General features: G+C 58.0%; 14 protein-coding genes. 10 read left to right on the top strand and 4 right to left on the bottom strand.

Features of this window, described 5'->3' with window-relative positions; all coding sequences use genetic code 11:
• Positions 1 to 49: 49 nt before the first annotated feature.
• The 4 genes from A37O_RS0108590 (at position 50) to A37O_RS0108575 (ending at position 3,496) form a co-directional block, all read left to right on the top strand.
• Entirely contained in the window at positions 50 to 1,249 is a 1,200-nt protein-coding gene (locus tag A37O_RS0108590) for an acyltransferase family protein (protein WP_018297100.1), read from the top strand.
• A gap of 7 nt (positions 1,250 to 1,256) precedes the next feature.
• On the top strand, positions 1,257 to 1,445 hold the full coding sequence (locus tag A37O_RS0108585) for a hypothetical protein (protein WP_018297099.1): 189 nt from the start codon (positions 1,257 to 1,259) through the stop codon (positions 1,443 to 1,445).
• A 79-nt stretch (positions 1,446 to 1,524) separates the two neighbouring features.
• On the top strand, positions 1,525 to 2,034 hold the full coding sequence (locus A37O_RS0108580; protein WP_018297098.1) for a polyadenylate-specific 3'-exoribonuclease AS: 510 nt from the start codon (positions 1,525 to 1,527) through the stop codon (positions 2,032 to 2,034).
• 73 nt (positions 2,035 to 2,107) lie between these two features.
• Positions 2,108 to 3,496 carry a class II 3-deoxy-7-phosphoheptulonate synthase gene (locus tag A37O_RS0108575; RefSeq protein WP_026196262.1) on the top strand — a complete coding sequence of 463 codons (1,389 nt, stop codon included), beginning with the start codon at positions 2,108 to 2,110 and terminating at the stop codon, positions 3,494 to 3,496.
• Positions 3,497 to 3,579: 83 nt separating this feature from the next.
• On the opposite strand, the gene pknB is transcribed toward A37O_RS0108575, so the two are convergent.
• A complete protein-coding gene (gene pknB, locus A37O_RS0108570) occupies positions 3,580 to 5,859 on the bottom strand; it encodes a Stk1 family PASTA domain-containing Ser/Thr kinase (RefSeq protein WP_018297096.1) in 2,280 nt (759 codons plus the stop codon).
• A 69-nt stretch (positions 5,860 to 5,928) separates the two neighbouring features.
• On the opposite strand from pknB, the gene A37O_RS0108565 reads away from it, so the two are divergent.
• Entirely contained in the window at positions 5,929 to 6,294 is a 366-nt protein-coding gene (locus A37O_RS0108565; protein ID WP_018297095.1) for an Rv2175c family DNA-binding protein, read from the top strand.
• On the opposite strand, the gene A37O_RS0108560 is transcribed toward A37O_RS0108565, so the two are convergent.
• From A37O_RS0108560 to A37O_RS0108550, 3 genes are all read right to left on the bottom strand, one after another.
• A complete protein-coding gene (locus A37O_RS0108560) occupies positions 6,263 to 7,756 on the bottom strand; it encodes an alpha-(1->6)-mannopyranosyltransferase A (RefSeq protein ID WP_018297094.1) in 1,494 nt (497 codons plus the stop codon). The genes A37O_RS0108565 and A37O_RS0108560 overlap by 32 nt on opposite strands.
• Positions 7,756 to 8,880 (bottom strand): polyprenyl synthetase family protein, encoded by a 1,125-nt coding sequence (locus A37O_RS0108555; RefSeq protein WP_018297093.1) that lies wholly within the window; start codon positions 8,878 to 8,880, stop codon positions 7,756 to 7,758. Before A37O_RS0108555 ends, A37O_RS0108560 begins: the two co-directional genes overlap by 1 nt.
• A gap of 110 nt (positions 8,881 to 8,990) precedes the next feature.
• Positions 8,991 to 9,557: a GNAT family N-acetyltransferase gene (locus tag A37O_RS0108550; RefSeq protein ID WP_026196261.1), complete on the bottom strand. Its 567-nt coding sequence runs from the start codon at positions 9,555 to 9,557 to the stop codon at positions 8,991 to 8,993.
• Positions 9,558 to 9,807: 250 nt separating this feature from the next.
• Here A37O_RS0108550 and A37O_RS0108545 point away from each other — a divergent pair, with 250 nt between their 5' ends.
• From A37O_RS0108545 to ftsL, 5 genes are all read left to right on the top strand, one after another.
• Positions 9,808 to 10,260: an SAV_6107 family HEPN domain-containing protein gene (locus tag A37O_RS0108545; protein ID WP_026196260.1), complete on the top strand. Its 453-nt coding sequence runs from the start codon at positions 9,808 to 9,810 to the stop codon at positions 10,258 to 10,260.
• 125 nt (positions 10,261 to 10,385) lie between these two features.
• Positions 10,386 to 10,796 carry a DUF3040 domain-containing protein gene (locus A37O_RS0108540; RefSeq protein WP_018297090.1) on the top strand — a complete coding sequence of 137 codons (411 nt, stop codon included), beginning with the start codon at positions 10,386 to 10,388 and terminating at the stop codon, positions 10,794 to 10,796.
• A 545-nt stretch (positions 10,797 to 11,341) separates the two neighbouring features.
• On the top strand, positions 11,342 to 11,776 hold the full coding sequence (mraZ, locus tag A37O_RS0108535) for a division/cell wall cluster transcriptional repressor MraZ (RefSeq protein ID WP_018297089.1): 435 nt from the start codon (positions 11,342 to 11,344) through the stop codon (positions 11,774 to 11,776).
• A gap of 181 nt (positions 11,777 to 11,957) precedes the next feature.
• Entirely contained in the window at positions 11,958 to 12,959 is a 1,002-nt protein-coding gene (gene rsmH / locus A37O_RS0108530; protein WP_018297088.1) for a 16S rRNA (cytosine(1402)-N(4))-methyltransferase RsmH, read from the top strand.
• A 71-nt stretch (positions 12,960 to 13,030) separates the two neighbouring features.
• Positions 13,031 to 13,771, top strand: coding sequence for a cell division protein FtsL (gene ftsL, locus A37O_RS0108525; RefSeq protein WP_018297087.1), 741 nt, complete (start codon positions 13,031 to 13,033; stop codon positions 13,769 to 13,771).
• Positions 13,772 to 13,851 lie beyond the last annotated feature (80 nt).

The following is a 13,851-nucleotide window of genomic DNA, read 5'->3' as shown; positions in this document are numbered from 1 at the left end:
CCATTAGCTTGCAATTATGTGAATATCTTGATCTGAGGTGGATGAAAGTATGGCAGCACAACGCCTGATTTGGCCTGATGTTGCAAAAGGCCTGTCCATCATTGGCGTTGTCGTTCTTCACGTCTCACTGTTGATCCCTGGAGCGCGCGACACGCTGCTTTCTCAGGCGAACACCTTCCTCGACCCCTTGCGGATGCCACTATTCTTCCTTGTCAGTGGCTTGTTCTCCGCAAAGGTTTTTAACTTCTCGTTCACCGAGTTGTTCCGTCGTCGCCTGTGGTTTTTCCTCGTGCCCTACCTGATCGGGGTGCCTATCGAGGTATCGCTGAATAATCAGATGCTCCAAATGGCGGGCATGGCCGGGCCGATGACGGGGGAGGAATACTTCACTCTCATTGCCACGGGCAGAAATATGGCGTGGTTCCTCTACGCCCTGATTTTATTCAACGTCGCCCTCTGGGCAACCAAGAAGCTGCCGTGGTGGGGAACTGTCGCGGTGGCGCTCAGCCCCATCGCCGCGATCCCACTGCATCACGAGGTGCCCATCGTCGCAAAGGCGATCATGTACCTGCCGATCTTTATCGCTGGTGCGTACCTGCGACGCTACATCATGCGGTTCGCGGACGAGGCGGGGAAGCCAAAGAACATCCTGATCGCACTGGGCACTTTCCTGACCGCTGTGGCGTTGATGGTGTCGTGGAACAATTTTGTGGCTTCCGGTGCGCCACTGGAAATCCCCGTGCCACGCTTGGCGCCGTTTAGCCTCGCCGAGGTTCAGCTGTTGATCAATCTGGCGCAGTACACGCTGATGCTGCCCAGCGGTGTCATGCTGGCGGTCGCCCTGTCGCACGTGCGCTTTATCGCTCGTCCGCTTCAGAAGCTGGGGCAGAACACCCTGCCGATCTACCTCGGCCACCCGATCGGGATGACCCTGCTGATTTCCATGCCGCGAGAAGCCTACGACCTTCCGATTGGCATCGATGAGGCCAACCCATGGATGTCCAAGTACCTCTGGATTGCGCTGGCACTTCTTGCGGCCTGCATTGGTGCAGTGGGGATGTGGCTGCTGGGTAAAATCCCCGGAGTACGCTGGAGTCTCTACCCACCAATGCTGCCGGAGCTTGGCGTTACTAAGAAGGTCTCTAAGAAGGTCTCCGACAAGGTTGATGACAAGGCCCACGACGCGGAGGCAATCCGTTCGGTCGGCGCAGCGGGGGTTTCTACAAGTGGCGTGAGCAAAAGAAAGTAGCCAATAGATGGACAAAGTACTAGCAACCCGATTGGCGCTCTCAGTGGCCATCATCATCGGCTATCTCGTCATCGCGGGCCTTAGTTTCCACGTGACCACACTGTCGCCGATCCTGATGTTGGCGTTGATCCTGGTTCTTTTTGTGCCAGTGGGCAAGAAGAAGGCGACGAAGCAGGACTCAGCGCAGTCCCGCTAGGCGCACCATTAGAATCAGATGGTGACTAGCCACATCGTGGACAAGATTCAAGAGCAATGGAAATGAGCGTGTCAGCCACGTGAGGTATTTTTACGACACCGAGTTCATCGAGAATGGGACGACAATCGACCTCGTTTCCATCGGTATCGTGGGAGAAGACGGCAGCGAGTACTACGCCGTGTCCACAGAATTTGATTCCACCAAGGCCAACGCGTGGGTGCGCGAAAACGTCTTGGCGAAGTTGCCTAATCCGCAGGATTCTGTGTGGAAGTCGAAAGACACGATTCGCGACGAAGTTCATGCATTCATCACGAAGCGCGTGGCACGCCCCGAGCTGTGGGCATGGGTGGGAGCCTACGACCATGTCGTTTTCGCGCAACTGTGGGGAGATATGGCTGCGATGCCAAAGAATCTTCCCCGCTTTACCCACGAGCTGAAGCAATACTGGGAAATCGCGGGCCGACCGAGCCTGCCCGAGTCGCCCGACGGCAACCATGATGCCTTGGTTGATGCCCGCCACAACCTCGAAAAGTTCAAGGCGTGTATGAAGGTCATGCCTATCGACGGCCGAGGGCGCGCACACCGCTAGTACCTTTCTCACTATGTGGGCACTTTCTTCCCTCCTCTAGGGATTCTCCAGTTGACGTGCTACAACTATGTATGTGAGTTGGACAATTGATATCCCTGAAACGATGCTCCCGGACCTGCCTCCTTTGCCGGGTGACCTCAACGAGAAGTTCCAAGACGTAATTTCCCGCCCGGCGCATCAGCAGCCCAGCTGGGATCAGGCGCAAGCCGATAACGTCCGCAAGATCCTTGAGTCGGTTCCACCTGTCGTGGTGGCCCCTGAGATTCACAAGCTCAAGGCACAATTAGCGGATGTCGCCAACGGCAAGGCCTTCCTGGTTCAGGGCGGCGATTGTGCAGAGACCTTCGAGTCGAACACAGAGCCACATATCCGTGCCAACATCAAGACACTGCTGCAGATGTCTGTCGTCTTGACCTACGGCGCCTCGATGCCCGTGGTCAAGCTCGCGCGTATCGCTGGCCAATACGCGAAGCCACGCTCGTCTGATCTGGATGCCAATGGCCTGCCCAACTACCGTGGCGACATTGTCAACGGCGTTGATCCAAACGAGGAATCTCGTCGCCACGATCCTGCACGTATGGTGCGCGCGTACGCGAACTCCGGCGCGGCAATGAACCTGGTTCGCGCGCTGACCCAGTCGGGCACGGCGGATCTGCACAACCTGAACGAGTGGAACCGCGAGTTCGTCGCCAATTCGCCTGCAGGCGCGCGCTACGAGGCATTGTCGCGCGAGATTTCTCGCTCGCTCGCGTTCATGGATGCCTGCGGCGTCAATGACGAGAGCCTGCGCACCTCCGATATCTACGCCTCCCACGAGGCTCTTCTGGTGGATTACGAGCGCGCCATGCTGCGCCTCGCCGAGGACGAGAATGGCGAGACGAAGCTCTACGACCTGTCCGCGCACCAGCTGTGGATCGGCGAGCGCACCCGCGGCATCGACGATTTCCACGTGAACTTCGCTGCGATGATCGAAAACCCAATCGGCATCAAGATTGGTCCGAAGATCACCCCTGAGGAAGCCGTCGCCTACGCCGATAAGCTGGACCCCAACTTCCAGCCGGGCCGTTTGACCATGGTGGCACGCATGGGCCATGAGAATGTCCGCACCGTTCTGCCTGAGGTGATCAAGGCCGTTGAGGCTTCCGGCCACAAGGTCATCTGGCAGTCCGACCCGATGCACGGCAACACGTTTACCGCATCCAACGGGTACAAGACGCGCCACTTCGACAAGATCATCGACGAAGTGCAGGGCTTCTTCGAGGTCCACCGCGCGCTGGGCACCCACCCAGGTGGCATCCACATCGAGCTGACCGGTGAGAACGTCACCGAGTGTCTCGGCGGTGCGCAGGACATCACCGATGTCGATCTGCCTGGTCGCTACGAGTCGGCCTGTGACCCTCGCCTGAACACCGAGCAGGCTCTCGAGCTGTCCTTCTTGGTCGCCGAGATGTTGCGCTACTAGGTTTTCGCTTTACGACGACAAAACCGCCCGCGCCCCACCCACAACTGTGTGTGAGGGAGCGGGCGGTTAGTGTTTTCTCGCGCCTATTTCTTGCTGCTGACCCGGATTGTGGTGCCTGCGGATACTGACTCGCCAGCCTTCGTGTTCTGCGTGGTGATCAGTTCATCGTCGTAACGCGATCCTCGGTTGAGCTTGAGGCCGATACTTTCAAGCTGGTCCCTGGCATCCTCGACGCGCATCCCCTCGAGATTCGGCACCGTCACGCGCCCCGGCAGCACGAGGCGCACGTCGGCATCGTCGGGCTCAAGGTTGGTCCACGGCGCGGGATCGGTGGTGGTGACCCGGTTAGCGTTATCGGAGACGACGTCCTTGTCGCGCGTGGCCCTGCCCACATCGAGGCCTGCCTCTTCGAGCGCGCTTGTGGCATCCTCGACATCCCAGCCGGTGACATCGGGGACAGTGACAGCATTGGAAATTACCAAGTCGACGGTGTCGCCACGCTCGAGCTCGGACAGGCGTGCCGGCGAGGTGCTGATGACGTTTCCGCTGTAAATTTCATCGTCGAATTTCTCGGTAATCTCTCCGACGTTGAGACCAGCATCCTCGAGCTGGGCGATGGCATCCCTTTGCGGAATGCCACGAATATCGGGCACGGCGATGGGTTCGGGGCCCTTGGATACGGCAACGGTGATCGTGCTGCCCATGGCCAAGGCTGTGCCAGCCTCAGGCTCTGTCTTGGCTATTGATCCCACTGGTGCGCCGCTGGAATATACAGATTCACCCGTGGCTACCTCGAAGGTGCGCTCGTTGGCCAGTGCGCGGTAATCTTCCACGCCGATGCCTGCGGGGACTTCCGGCACCGTGGGCCGCCCCTGTGAGATCAAGACGGTGACCACGTCGCCGGGTAAGGCCTTTCCACCCACGGGTGGTTGCGTGCCCACGGACTGGTCGACGGGGACGGAGTCGTGATAGACGATTTCGGTCGCTGTTTCGAAACCTGCATCGGCAACAGCGGTCACGGCCTGCTCGCGATCCATGCCCAGTACCTGGGGGATCTCCCCGTAGCGTCCTGAACCAAACCACCACGCACCGATTGCCACCGCCACGGTGAGTACTGCGATGACGACGAGCCACACGATCAAGGTCACCTTTGAGCGATTAGTCTCCGGGGCAGGTGCCTGGGTGTCCACCTCAGCGCGAGGCGCCGGTTGCTGGGGTTGCTGCGCGGGCACCTCGTGTTGGATCTGCGTCTCTGGTCGAGGGGACGCCGCGGCGGGGAAGATCGCCGTCTCGTTTTTTGGGGCGACAGGCGAGACGGGCTGCGGATCGGCTTCGGGAAAGACATAGGTCTCCGCATTGTCCCGCGCGTTGTTCTCCAGAATCGACGTTTTGCTCTCGGGCCCGTCAACTACCTCTGTGACATTCTCAGCAGGGTCTGCGTCAGCTCCCTGAGGCGGAGTCATATTCGTCGGGATCGCGGCGACGCGGTGCGCTGCAGAATTCGTCGGCACGGGCACGGTGTAAGCAGGAAGATTCAGCTCGGCTGCGACATCGTCGAGGGCGGCGAGGAATTCCCCCGCGTCGCTGAACCGATCATGCGGATCGCGGGCTGTCGCGGTGGCCACAAGTTCGTCGAAAAGCTTAGGCACACCGGCGATCTTTGACGAGGGCGCGGGCACATCGTCGTTAAGCCTGGCGAACGCGTGCGTGAGCTGAGTATCCCCCGAGAAAGGAGTCTCGCCCGTGAGCAATTCGAATAACACGATGCCGGCGGAATAGACATCCGAGGCCTGCGTGATTTCGGTGCCGTTGACCTGCTCGGGGGAGAGGTAGGCGACCGTGCCCACGATCTGGTCGGTGGAATGCGTGGAATCGGCGGCAGCGCGAACCAGGCCAAAATCGGCGAGCTTGACCCGATTATCGCCATTGATCAAGATGTTGTCGGGCTTGATATCGCGGTGCACCATACCCTTGGCGTGTGCGACGGAAAGTCCAGTGAGTACGGCGCGCATGACCGAGGTCGCAGCGTGCGGTGGCATCGGGCCGCGCTCGGCCAAAAGCTCGCGTAAGGTGCCACCCGTGATCAGCTCCATGATCAAAAAGGCGTGGTCGCCGTGCACCGAGAAGTCGTACACATTAACCAAGTTTGGGTGCGTTAACTGCGCCATGGCGCGCGCTTCTCGGGTGAAGCGAGACATGAACACTTCGTCATCGACATACTTCTCGTCCATGACTTTCGCCGCGACTTCCCGGCCTAAACGCTCGTCGACGCACCGGTACACCGTGGACATGCCACCGCGAGCGATCGGGCGATCGATGCGGTACCTATCCTCCAGATAATCTCCAACTGCGAGCTGACTCATGGCACCAAGTATGGTGCACATCGGCGCTCAAGTGGTAGTCGAACGCCTCTAAAACGTAAACTAACTCATGTGAATAACTTAAGTGAAGAACTCGCAGCGCTGCTCGATGGCGAAGAGCTGCTCGCCGTGCCAGACGTGTCAGAGCGCCTCGGAGTAGTAGTGACCAAGGTTCATGATCTGTTGAACACCAACAAACTGGTCGCCTACGTCGTCGATGGCAAGAAGTACATCCCAGCGGTGTTGTTGGACGGGGACGAGCTCAACAAATTCGTGGGAAGCGCTGTCACCGTCTTAAAGGACAACCACTTCACGGACGAAGAAATCCTCCGATTCCTCTTTACTCCCGATGACACGCTGCCGGGCCGCCCTGTCGATGCACTCCACGGGCATGGCGCCCGCGAAGTTATTCGGCGCGCGCAGGCGATGGCTTTTTAGTACCCGGCTTTTGAGTACCTAACGGGAACACGTACGTGGCGGCCAGCCACGCGAGAATCAGCCCGATGCCGATGAACCACAGGTCGTAGAACCTGTGGTTGCCTCCACCGGTGAAGGCCAGCGCGATGAACACCGATGCGCCGGTGGTCAACTGCAGGAGCCACACCGGCGGGCGGAAAGTACCGACCAGGCTGATCACCGACGCGTAGTACCACGGCAGTGAGACAGCGTTGACCAAGTACGCCCATTGGTAGGCGAGCGTGGTGCCCATGATTGCGCGCCTGTCGTTTTGGCGAAACAGCCACCAGATCACCACTAGGCCGGCGAGCATGGCGAAGGTACCCACCGTGCGGGCTGCCGAAAGCACTTGGTTATAAGGGAAGAGCTCATCGAAAAGCTGAATGAACGGGATCACCAGGTCGGTGACAAGCGTGGGCAGTGCCAAAGGATTGACCACCTTGGAGTTCCCCGAAATCTCGGCGAGCCAACCCCACGAAGAACCGGACGCCCACGTCACAAAACTCACCACGGCCAAGGTCAACGCGACCCCAATGGCACCGGACGCCACAAAGGCGATGATCTTCCTGCGTACTGGGGTGTCTTTGCCGGCGAAGTGGTTGGTCGCAATCCACACCACGAAGGGCAGCGCGATCGCGGCGGTTGCCTTCAGAGAAACGGCAACAGAGATCAGTACAACTGCGGCCACAAACTTCCGGTTTAACGCGCACAGAATTCCCACGGACACGAGAGCGACCATGATCGATTCGTTGTGCATGCCCCCGACCATGTGCAAGATCATCACGGGGTTGGCCACACCGAGCCATAGCGCCATGGCCGGGTCGCCGCCCAGCTTCGTGGCGATCTTCGGAATTGCCCAAGCGATCACCGCAAAACCGGCCAAAGAAATCAGCTTGTAGGCGATCAGACCTGCGGCCACATTATCTCCCACGACGGTGGTTACCCCTTCACCGATCCACATATGCAGCGGACCATAAGGTGTTGTGGTGTTACGCCAGTCGTGGGAGACCTCCAACAGGTACGGCCCCGGATTAATTGCGGCACCTTCGGTATAAGGATCGAAGCCGTCGCGCACCATCGCGCCCTGCATGAGATACGAGTACACGTCACGCGACAAGATCGGCGCCGCCACGACAAGTGGAGCCACCCACAGCCACAAGCTTCGTCGCACGGTGGCGAAGCGTTCAGCGTCGCTTTCAGGCTTATCGACGATTGTCCGGCGCCCAACCTGGAGCCAGCCGAGAATAAGGAGGAGAATTCCGATCAGAAGGGTGACTTCCAGGATTCCCTTCCCGTGACCGAACGCGAGAAAGTTCCATCCCAGCGCGTCCAGTGCACCACCACGATTACGGGTAGCGCCGGCGCCAAAGGAACCCAGGGTGATCAAAATGGTGCCGATCAGGCCCCATGTCGTAGGGGAGACACGTGCCAATCTCTGCCACATTATTTGCGCCGCTCAGTCATTCTGATCGCGAGCTTGTGCAGGTCCTCGGTGACCTGAGGTTCGATACCTGCATCCGTGAGATGCTTCAAACCGGAGACTGTCAGCGTAGAAATTTGCTCCTCGATGGATTCAACAGCACCCGTGGAAGCGATAATCGATGCGAGCTCCGCAATTTTCTCGGGATTGGTTTCGGTACCTACTCCGGCGCGCAGCTGCGCAGCTGCTGCCGGATCTGACTTGTCGGCACGCTGCAACGCAGTGGCGAGCAAGACCGTGCGTTTGCCTTCGCGCAGGTCGTCTCCGGCGGGCTTTCCTGTCTCGGATGGGTCTCCGAACACGCCCAGGAGATCGTCGCGAAGCTGAAACGCGATGCCGATATCGGTACCGTAACCACGAAACGCCTCGATGACCTCCGGAGAAGCTCCCGCAATCGCGGCACCTAGGTGGAGTGGACGCTCGATTGTATAAGCAGCGGTTTTGAATCGGTTCACCGCGTTGGCCAATTCTGGGCTCTCGTCGCCGGAGGCCTCGAGGGAGATATCGAGGAGCTGGCCACCAATGACTTCGGTGCGCATGGCGCGCCATGGTTCTGCCGCGCGATCGAGAGCAGCATGGGAGAGGCCGGAATAGCGCCACATATCTTCAGCCCACACGAGAGCGAGATCGCCGACCAAAATTGCGGTCGATTCGCCGAAGTGGGCGGAATCTCCTGTCCACTGCTGCTCCTGATGCGCGGCCTCGACAGCGCGGTGGACTGTGGGATTTCCGCGCCGGGTATCAGACGAATCAATAATGTCGTCGTGGATCAGCGCGCATGCCTGAATAAACTCGAGCGAGCTCACGGCGCGGAGGACGGCCTGCGGGTCTTCGTTGGTGCCATTGAGATTTTTCAGGCCACCGGCACCGACAAACCCGGCCCATCCATACAGCGGGCGGACCCGTTTTCCACCATTGAGAACGAAATCCCGAAGGTAACTAACGGCCTCAGTCACCGGACGGCCGATACCGGCAACTTTCTCCTCTTGTTCATTAAAGAATTGCGCGAGTAACTTTTGCGCTTCTTCAGGAACGTCATTCAATGAAAGCTGGCGGAGATCTTTGGCTTGGTTGTCCGGTGCGCTCACGCGAAAACTCCTTGGTCGGTGAATCGTCGTCTCCCTAACAGTACCCACCAAGGGGAGGAACTAATACTAAAGAGTCGAGTTCGGGAAGCCAGTGAACCTCGAGGCGTGAATTAATTCTTTGCGTCGAGTGGCAAGCTGCGCCCAAGCACGGCGAAGGGTCGTTCATCGCCTTGGTAATAGAAGTGGCGTAAAACGTCCTTGAATCCCAGCGAGCGGTACAGGCCGAAAGCAGGGTTATTCTCGTTTTCTACTTCTGGGGTAGAAAGAGCGACATACGAAGCGGGGGCATTCCACAGCAATTCGGTGATCAGCCGGCGTCCGATTCCGCGCACCTGAAGCTTCGGCGCGACATGGATCTCTGCAACCTCAAAGTAACTGCGCAGAAGTTCGAGTTGTTCTGGGGTTGCACCGCCTGCTTCTTCGAAACCGCGGCGAAGCTGCTTGTCCCACCAACGGTCAGATGAACCGAGGAAACCGTAGGTAACTCCGACGACTTGGTCATCGAGTTGGGCGATGAGCGCGGTAAATCCTGGCTGGGCGATTTCTCGGCGCCAGACGTGGATGCGCTGGAGGCGGATGGAGGGTGAGTATCCCATTGCTTCGATATAGATATCGACGAGCTCGGGGGCGAGGACCGAGAACTCAGGTCCTGTTAGGCGACGAATCATTACACTCACAACACTTATCGAACCACGTTCGCGCTAAAAGTGGGGGCCATTTAGCAGAATAAACCGGTTGAAATTGGTTGCTGGTCGCCCGGTTGGAGATTATCGCAGGTAAGTGGCGAAAAACCTAGCCATATTCGAACACATGATCTATAATTGAGTCAAGGTAGTCGAACAGGAGTTTTAGTCTCAATTCATACGAACGAACGGCACGCATAAGAACTTGCACGAGGGCATACATAAGGGAAGGTAAGGGGCAGTAATGAACAGCGTAATTTCAGCAACTACCGGCTCAGTTTCTGGAGCGCCTAGTCGCTTGGGAAAGAGTGGGAATTTCCTTGCTACCGCAGAATCCCTTCTTCGCTCCGCGCAGGTCTACCTTGAGCAAGGCAAGCTCGATCTGGCTCTTGAATATGCCTACCGTGCGGCCCTGCGTGTTGCGGGTGCGGTCAATGCTGATTCTCCCGTAATTAAGAAACGGAAGCGGTTGCCTTCGAGTGCATGGCAGCGCTTGGCGCTCACCGGCGTCAGCGGTCAAAAGTGGGCTGCAGAGTTCGAGCAGTATTCGACCTTGCGTGGTCGCGTCGCATCGGGGATTGTCACCTCTCCGAATAGGGAAGTGGTCGAGCGTGTGTTTAGCCTTGCTGCAGAGTTCTATGCCGAGGTTTTCTACGGAGATTCTTTGCCTGAAAACGGTGTAGTTTCGGCTGCTTAATAGTGGCGCAGGGGGTGGCAATCAAAGGCGATTCCGGTATGGGGAACAAACAGGTTACGCTGTACGTTAAGAGGGTAAGAGGTTCTTTTTTCAGGGACACCTAACATCTACCGCCGGGAGGAATTGTGGCCCTTTCAGAGCAGGAGCAGCGCGCGCTCCGGGAAATCGAGCAGTCGCTGCTCGCTGAAGACCCAAAGTTCGGTGCATCTGTGTCAGCACAAAGTTCTTTCGGGGGCGGTGCTCCGTCAGGAAAAACCATGTTTCGGGGAATCGCGCTTGCGGTTCTCGGCCTCGTACTACTGATCGCAGGAGTGGCCTTAGCTCAGGTAAGTCTGTGGTTTATTGCACTTAGCGTGCTTGGTTTTATCGTCATGTTCGGCGCAGGGGTCTGGGTACTCCGTTCCCCGCAAGGGGGATCTCGTGGATCTTCGTCGTCCTCGCGGAAGAAATCCGCCCCCGCCGATGGGCAGGGTGGGGGCGTAGGCTCCCGGATGGAAGATAATTTCCGTCGCCGCTTCGAAGACAACGAAGGATAAATTAACTGTCAAACTAACCGCATTTCGCCGTCAGGCGGGATGCGGTTTTTGCATGCCCTCAGGAGAAATGTGAGGGATCCGCGTGAGCCGTGAGGCGTATTCCGCCGGCGTGTCGGAGGGTCCCCTGTCTGGGGGTGGCGAGCTCAGTCGACGGCATTCTCCACTTCTCCCCACAAATCCCTCCCACTTTGCCCTACTTCTCGTCCTCGGCCCCGTGCAGCTTTCTGAATCTGCAGGTCAGCAACGATCTCAAAAGGTACTTTCTTCCGCAACAGAAGGGTAAAAAGCCCTTTACTGTGATTGGTGTGATTACTTTTCCGTTGGTCTGCAGAATGCTCTGGAAAATCTCCCCACCGGAATTTAGGTCATTTACCTGCAGGTATTGATTCGAAAGGTGAAAAGTGGGGTGGTTGTGTGGCGATTGTGGGGGAAAGTGGGTTAAAGTGGGGCACAGCAACGGACCGATGGGACGTATCCAGCGTTCAGGAGGAGTCGTTGAACGAAGATTCGCACCGGCGTAGTCAAGCTAAGGAAGGTGGCCAGGGATGTTTCTGGGTACCTACACACCGAAGCTCGACGACAAAGGCAGGTTGACTCTTCCGGCAAAATTCCGTGAGGAATTGGCGGACGGGTTAATGGTGGCGAAAGGGCAAGACCACTCTTTAGCGGTCTACCCACGGGAAGCATTTGCGGCGAGAGCACGAAAAGCAGCAGCTGTATCCCGTACGAACCCACAGGCACGTGCGTTTATCCGTAACCTCGCAGCGAGCGCGGATGAGCAAACTCCCGATGGGTCCGGTCGTATCACCTTGTCTCCGGCGCACCGTGAGTACGCAAACCTGTCCAAGGAATGCGTGGTTATCGGTTCAGTGGATTTTCTTGAGATCTGGGACGCCGAGTCCTGGGCCAACTACCAAGAAGAGACGGAAGCTGCATTCGCTGCAGCTGACGAGGACGACATACTCTCTGGTCTGCTGTAATACAGCCGCCCACACGAGGAGAGCGTGTACGGACTCTGCTCGGAGCGCGAGCCGTTCTGGTGTACTTCCCCGACATCAGATCTGCCGCTCCGAGCAGGGCCCTATACGTTCCCCGCACGTAAGTTCAGGGAAATGTAGCGAATCACCACGAGCAGGCAATCAGAAGGGGGTGCGATAGCCAATGGACTACGACATTGATTCCAATTACGGGCACGTACCCGTGTTGCGTGACAGGGTGACTCAGCTCCTTGCACCAGCAATCGAAGCTTTCGGTAAAAACGCAGTGATCGTTGATGGCACCCTCGGAGCAGGCGGACATACTGAGCACTTCCTCAAGGTCTTTCCTGAAGCATCCGTCATTGGTATCGACCGAGACCCTAACGCTCTGCGCGATGCATCTGAACGCCTCGCACCCTTCGGTGATCGCTTTGTGCCCGTTCAGGCGCGTTTCGACGAGCTTGGCCACGCAATTTCTAATAACGCTGGCCCAGTTTTCGATACCGCCCGGGAACACGGAGTAGCTGGATCGCTCTTCGATCTTGGCGTGTCATCCATGCAGCTCGACCAGGAGGAGCGAGGCTTCGCTTACCGAGTCGATGCACCTCTAGACATGCGCATGGATCCCACGACAGGCATCACTGCGGCAGACATTCTTAACACGTATTCGCACGGAGACCTGGCACGCATTCTCAAGACCTACGGCGACGAACGCTTTGCCGGAAAAATCGCTAGCGCCGTTTTGAAAGAGCGCGAGAAAGAACCTTTCGATCGCTCGGCTCGCTTGGTCGAACTCCTCTATGCAACAATTCCAGCGGCTACGCGCCGCACGGGAGGCCATCCTGCGAAAAGGACCTTCCAGGCATTGCGCATCGAGGTTAATGGCGAACTGGATTCCATTAAGAACGTCATTCCGGCGATCGCCGAGGCGCTAGGGGTGGGCGGCAGGGCTGTTTTCATGAGCTACCAGTCCTTAGAGGACAAGATCGTGAAGTCGGCATTCAAGGACCTGACGGCCTCCAAGACCCCGCCGGGGTTGCCCATGGATTTGCCTGGTACCGCGCCGAAATTCCGCACGATTACCAGCGGGGCTGAAAAGGCTTCGGAGGCGGAGATATCAGAAAACCCACGAGCTGCACCTGTTAGGGTTCGTGGTATAGAGAAACTCCCCGAACCGGCAATATAATATTCCGACTATGCAACTCGACTGCGACAAGCAATAATCAGACTGAACCAGCTACCGAAGGAGCGAACATCATGGGAGCAAGCCGCGACCTGACTTCCGGTTACGAAACTGGAAACTCTGCAACGTTGCTTGAAAAAGGTGCGCGCCGCTCAGGTGCTCGTCGTGAAGCGTTAGAACACAACGTTGCGACGACTGCTCCCGCGCCGCGTCGCCTACGCCCTGGTGTCCGCCCCCACGAACCCCGCAAGCGCGGCCGGCTCGGCTCGAACCAGGTGGTGTCCGTCCGCGGACGTCGGGTGGAGGCACCCACTACCGAGGTGAAGCGACGTTTCACGTCGGTCTCTATTATTGGGCTGCCACTGCTAGCTATCGGTGTCGCTTTGGCGATGATCTTCTCGGGCCTGTCCACGCAGCAGACCTTTACTATCCAGCAACTGCAGGCAACGGAGACGTCGCTGTCGAACGAGGTGGAAACTCTCAACCGTGACTTGGAGAATCTGCAGTCGTCGGCTGAGATCGCACGTCGGGCCTCGGATGCGGGAATGGTCGTTCCGGTCAGCCCCGGAATCGTAGAAGTTGGAAACGACGGTGCGGTTACAGAGAGTCGCCCGGCTGATCCGGAAACGCAATCTATCATTGACGTCAATGGAGCTCCGGTTCGCCCTGGGCGCGCGTCGAGCGATCCGAATCAAACCGATGAAGTTTCGCGGTCTCTTGAGGCTCGTCCAAACAACGAACCTGCACCAGCCCCTCAAGCTCCTCAAGCCCCTGCGGTCGCACCTTATAGCCCCAACGTTCCCGCGCAGTTTTAGTCTGTTTCCAAAGGTGGAAGGCACTTGATGGACATGGTGCCTGATCAAAGGGGACGGGAAGCACGGCCCCGAAGGAGCCA

This window comes from Corynebacterium lubricantis DSM 45231, from assembly GCF_000379425.1.
GTDB classification, from domain to species: domain Bacteria; phylum Actinomycetota; class Actinomycetes; order Mycobacteriales; family Mycobacteriaceae; genus Corynebacterium; species Corynebacterium lubricantis.
Note: the sequence above shows the minus strand (reverse complement) of the source record. Positions and strands in the feature narration are given on the sequence as shown.

Coding starts and splice junctions, on each gene's coding strand:
- A37O_RS0108590 (WP_018297100.1), top strand. CDS start 50: ATGGCAGCACAACGCCTGATTTGGCCTGATGTTGCAAAAGGCCTGTCC.
- A37O_RS0108545 (WP_026196260.1), top strand. CDS start 9,808: ATGAACAGCGTAATTTCAGCAACTACCGGCTCAGTTTCTGGAGCGCCT.
- A37O_RS0108560 (WP_018297094.1), bottom strand. CDS start 7,756: ATGTGGCAGAGATTGGCACGTGTCTCCCCTACGACATGGGGCCTGATC.
- pknB (WP_018297096.1), bottom strand. CDS start 5,859: ATGAGTCAGCTCGCAGTTGGAGATTATCTGGAGGATAGGTACCGCATC.
- ftsL (WP_018297087.1), top strand. CDS start 13,031: ATGGGAGCAAGCCGCGACCTGACTTCCGGTTACGAAACTGGAAACTCT.
- mraZ (WP_018297089.1), top strand. CDS start 11,342: ATGTTTCTGGGTACCTACACACCGAAGCTCGACGACAAAGGCAGGTTG.
- rsmH (WP_018297088.1), top strand. CDS start 11,958: ATGGACTACGACATTGATTCCAATTACGGGCACGTACCCGTGTTGCGT.
- A37O_RS0108585 (WP_018297099.1), top strand. CDS start 1,257: ATGGACAAAGTACTAGCAACCCGATTGGCGCTCTCAGTGGCCATCATC.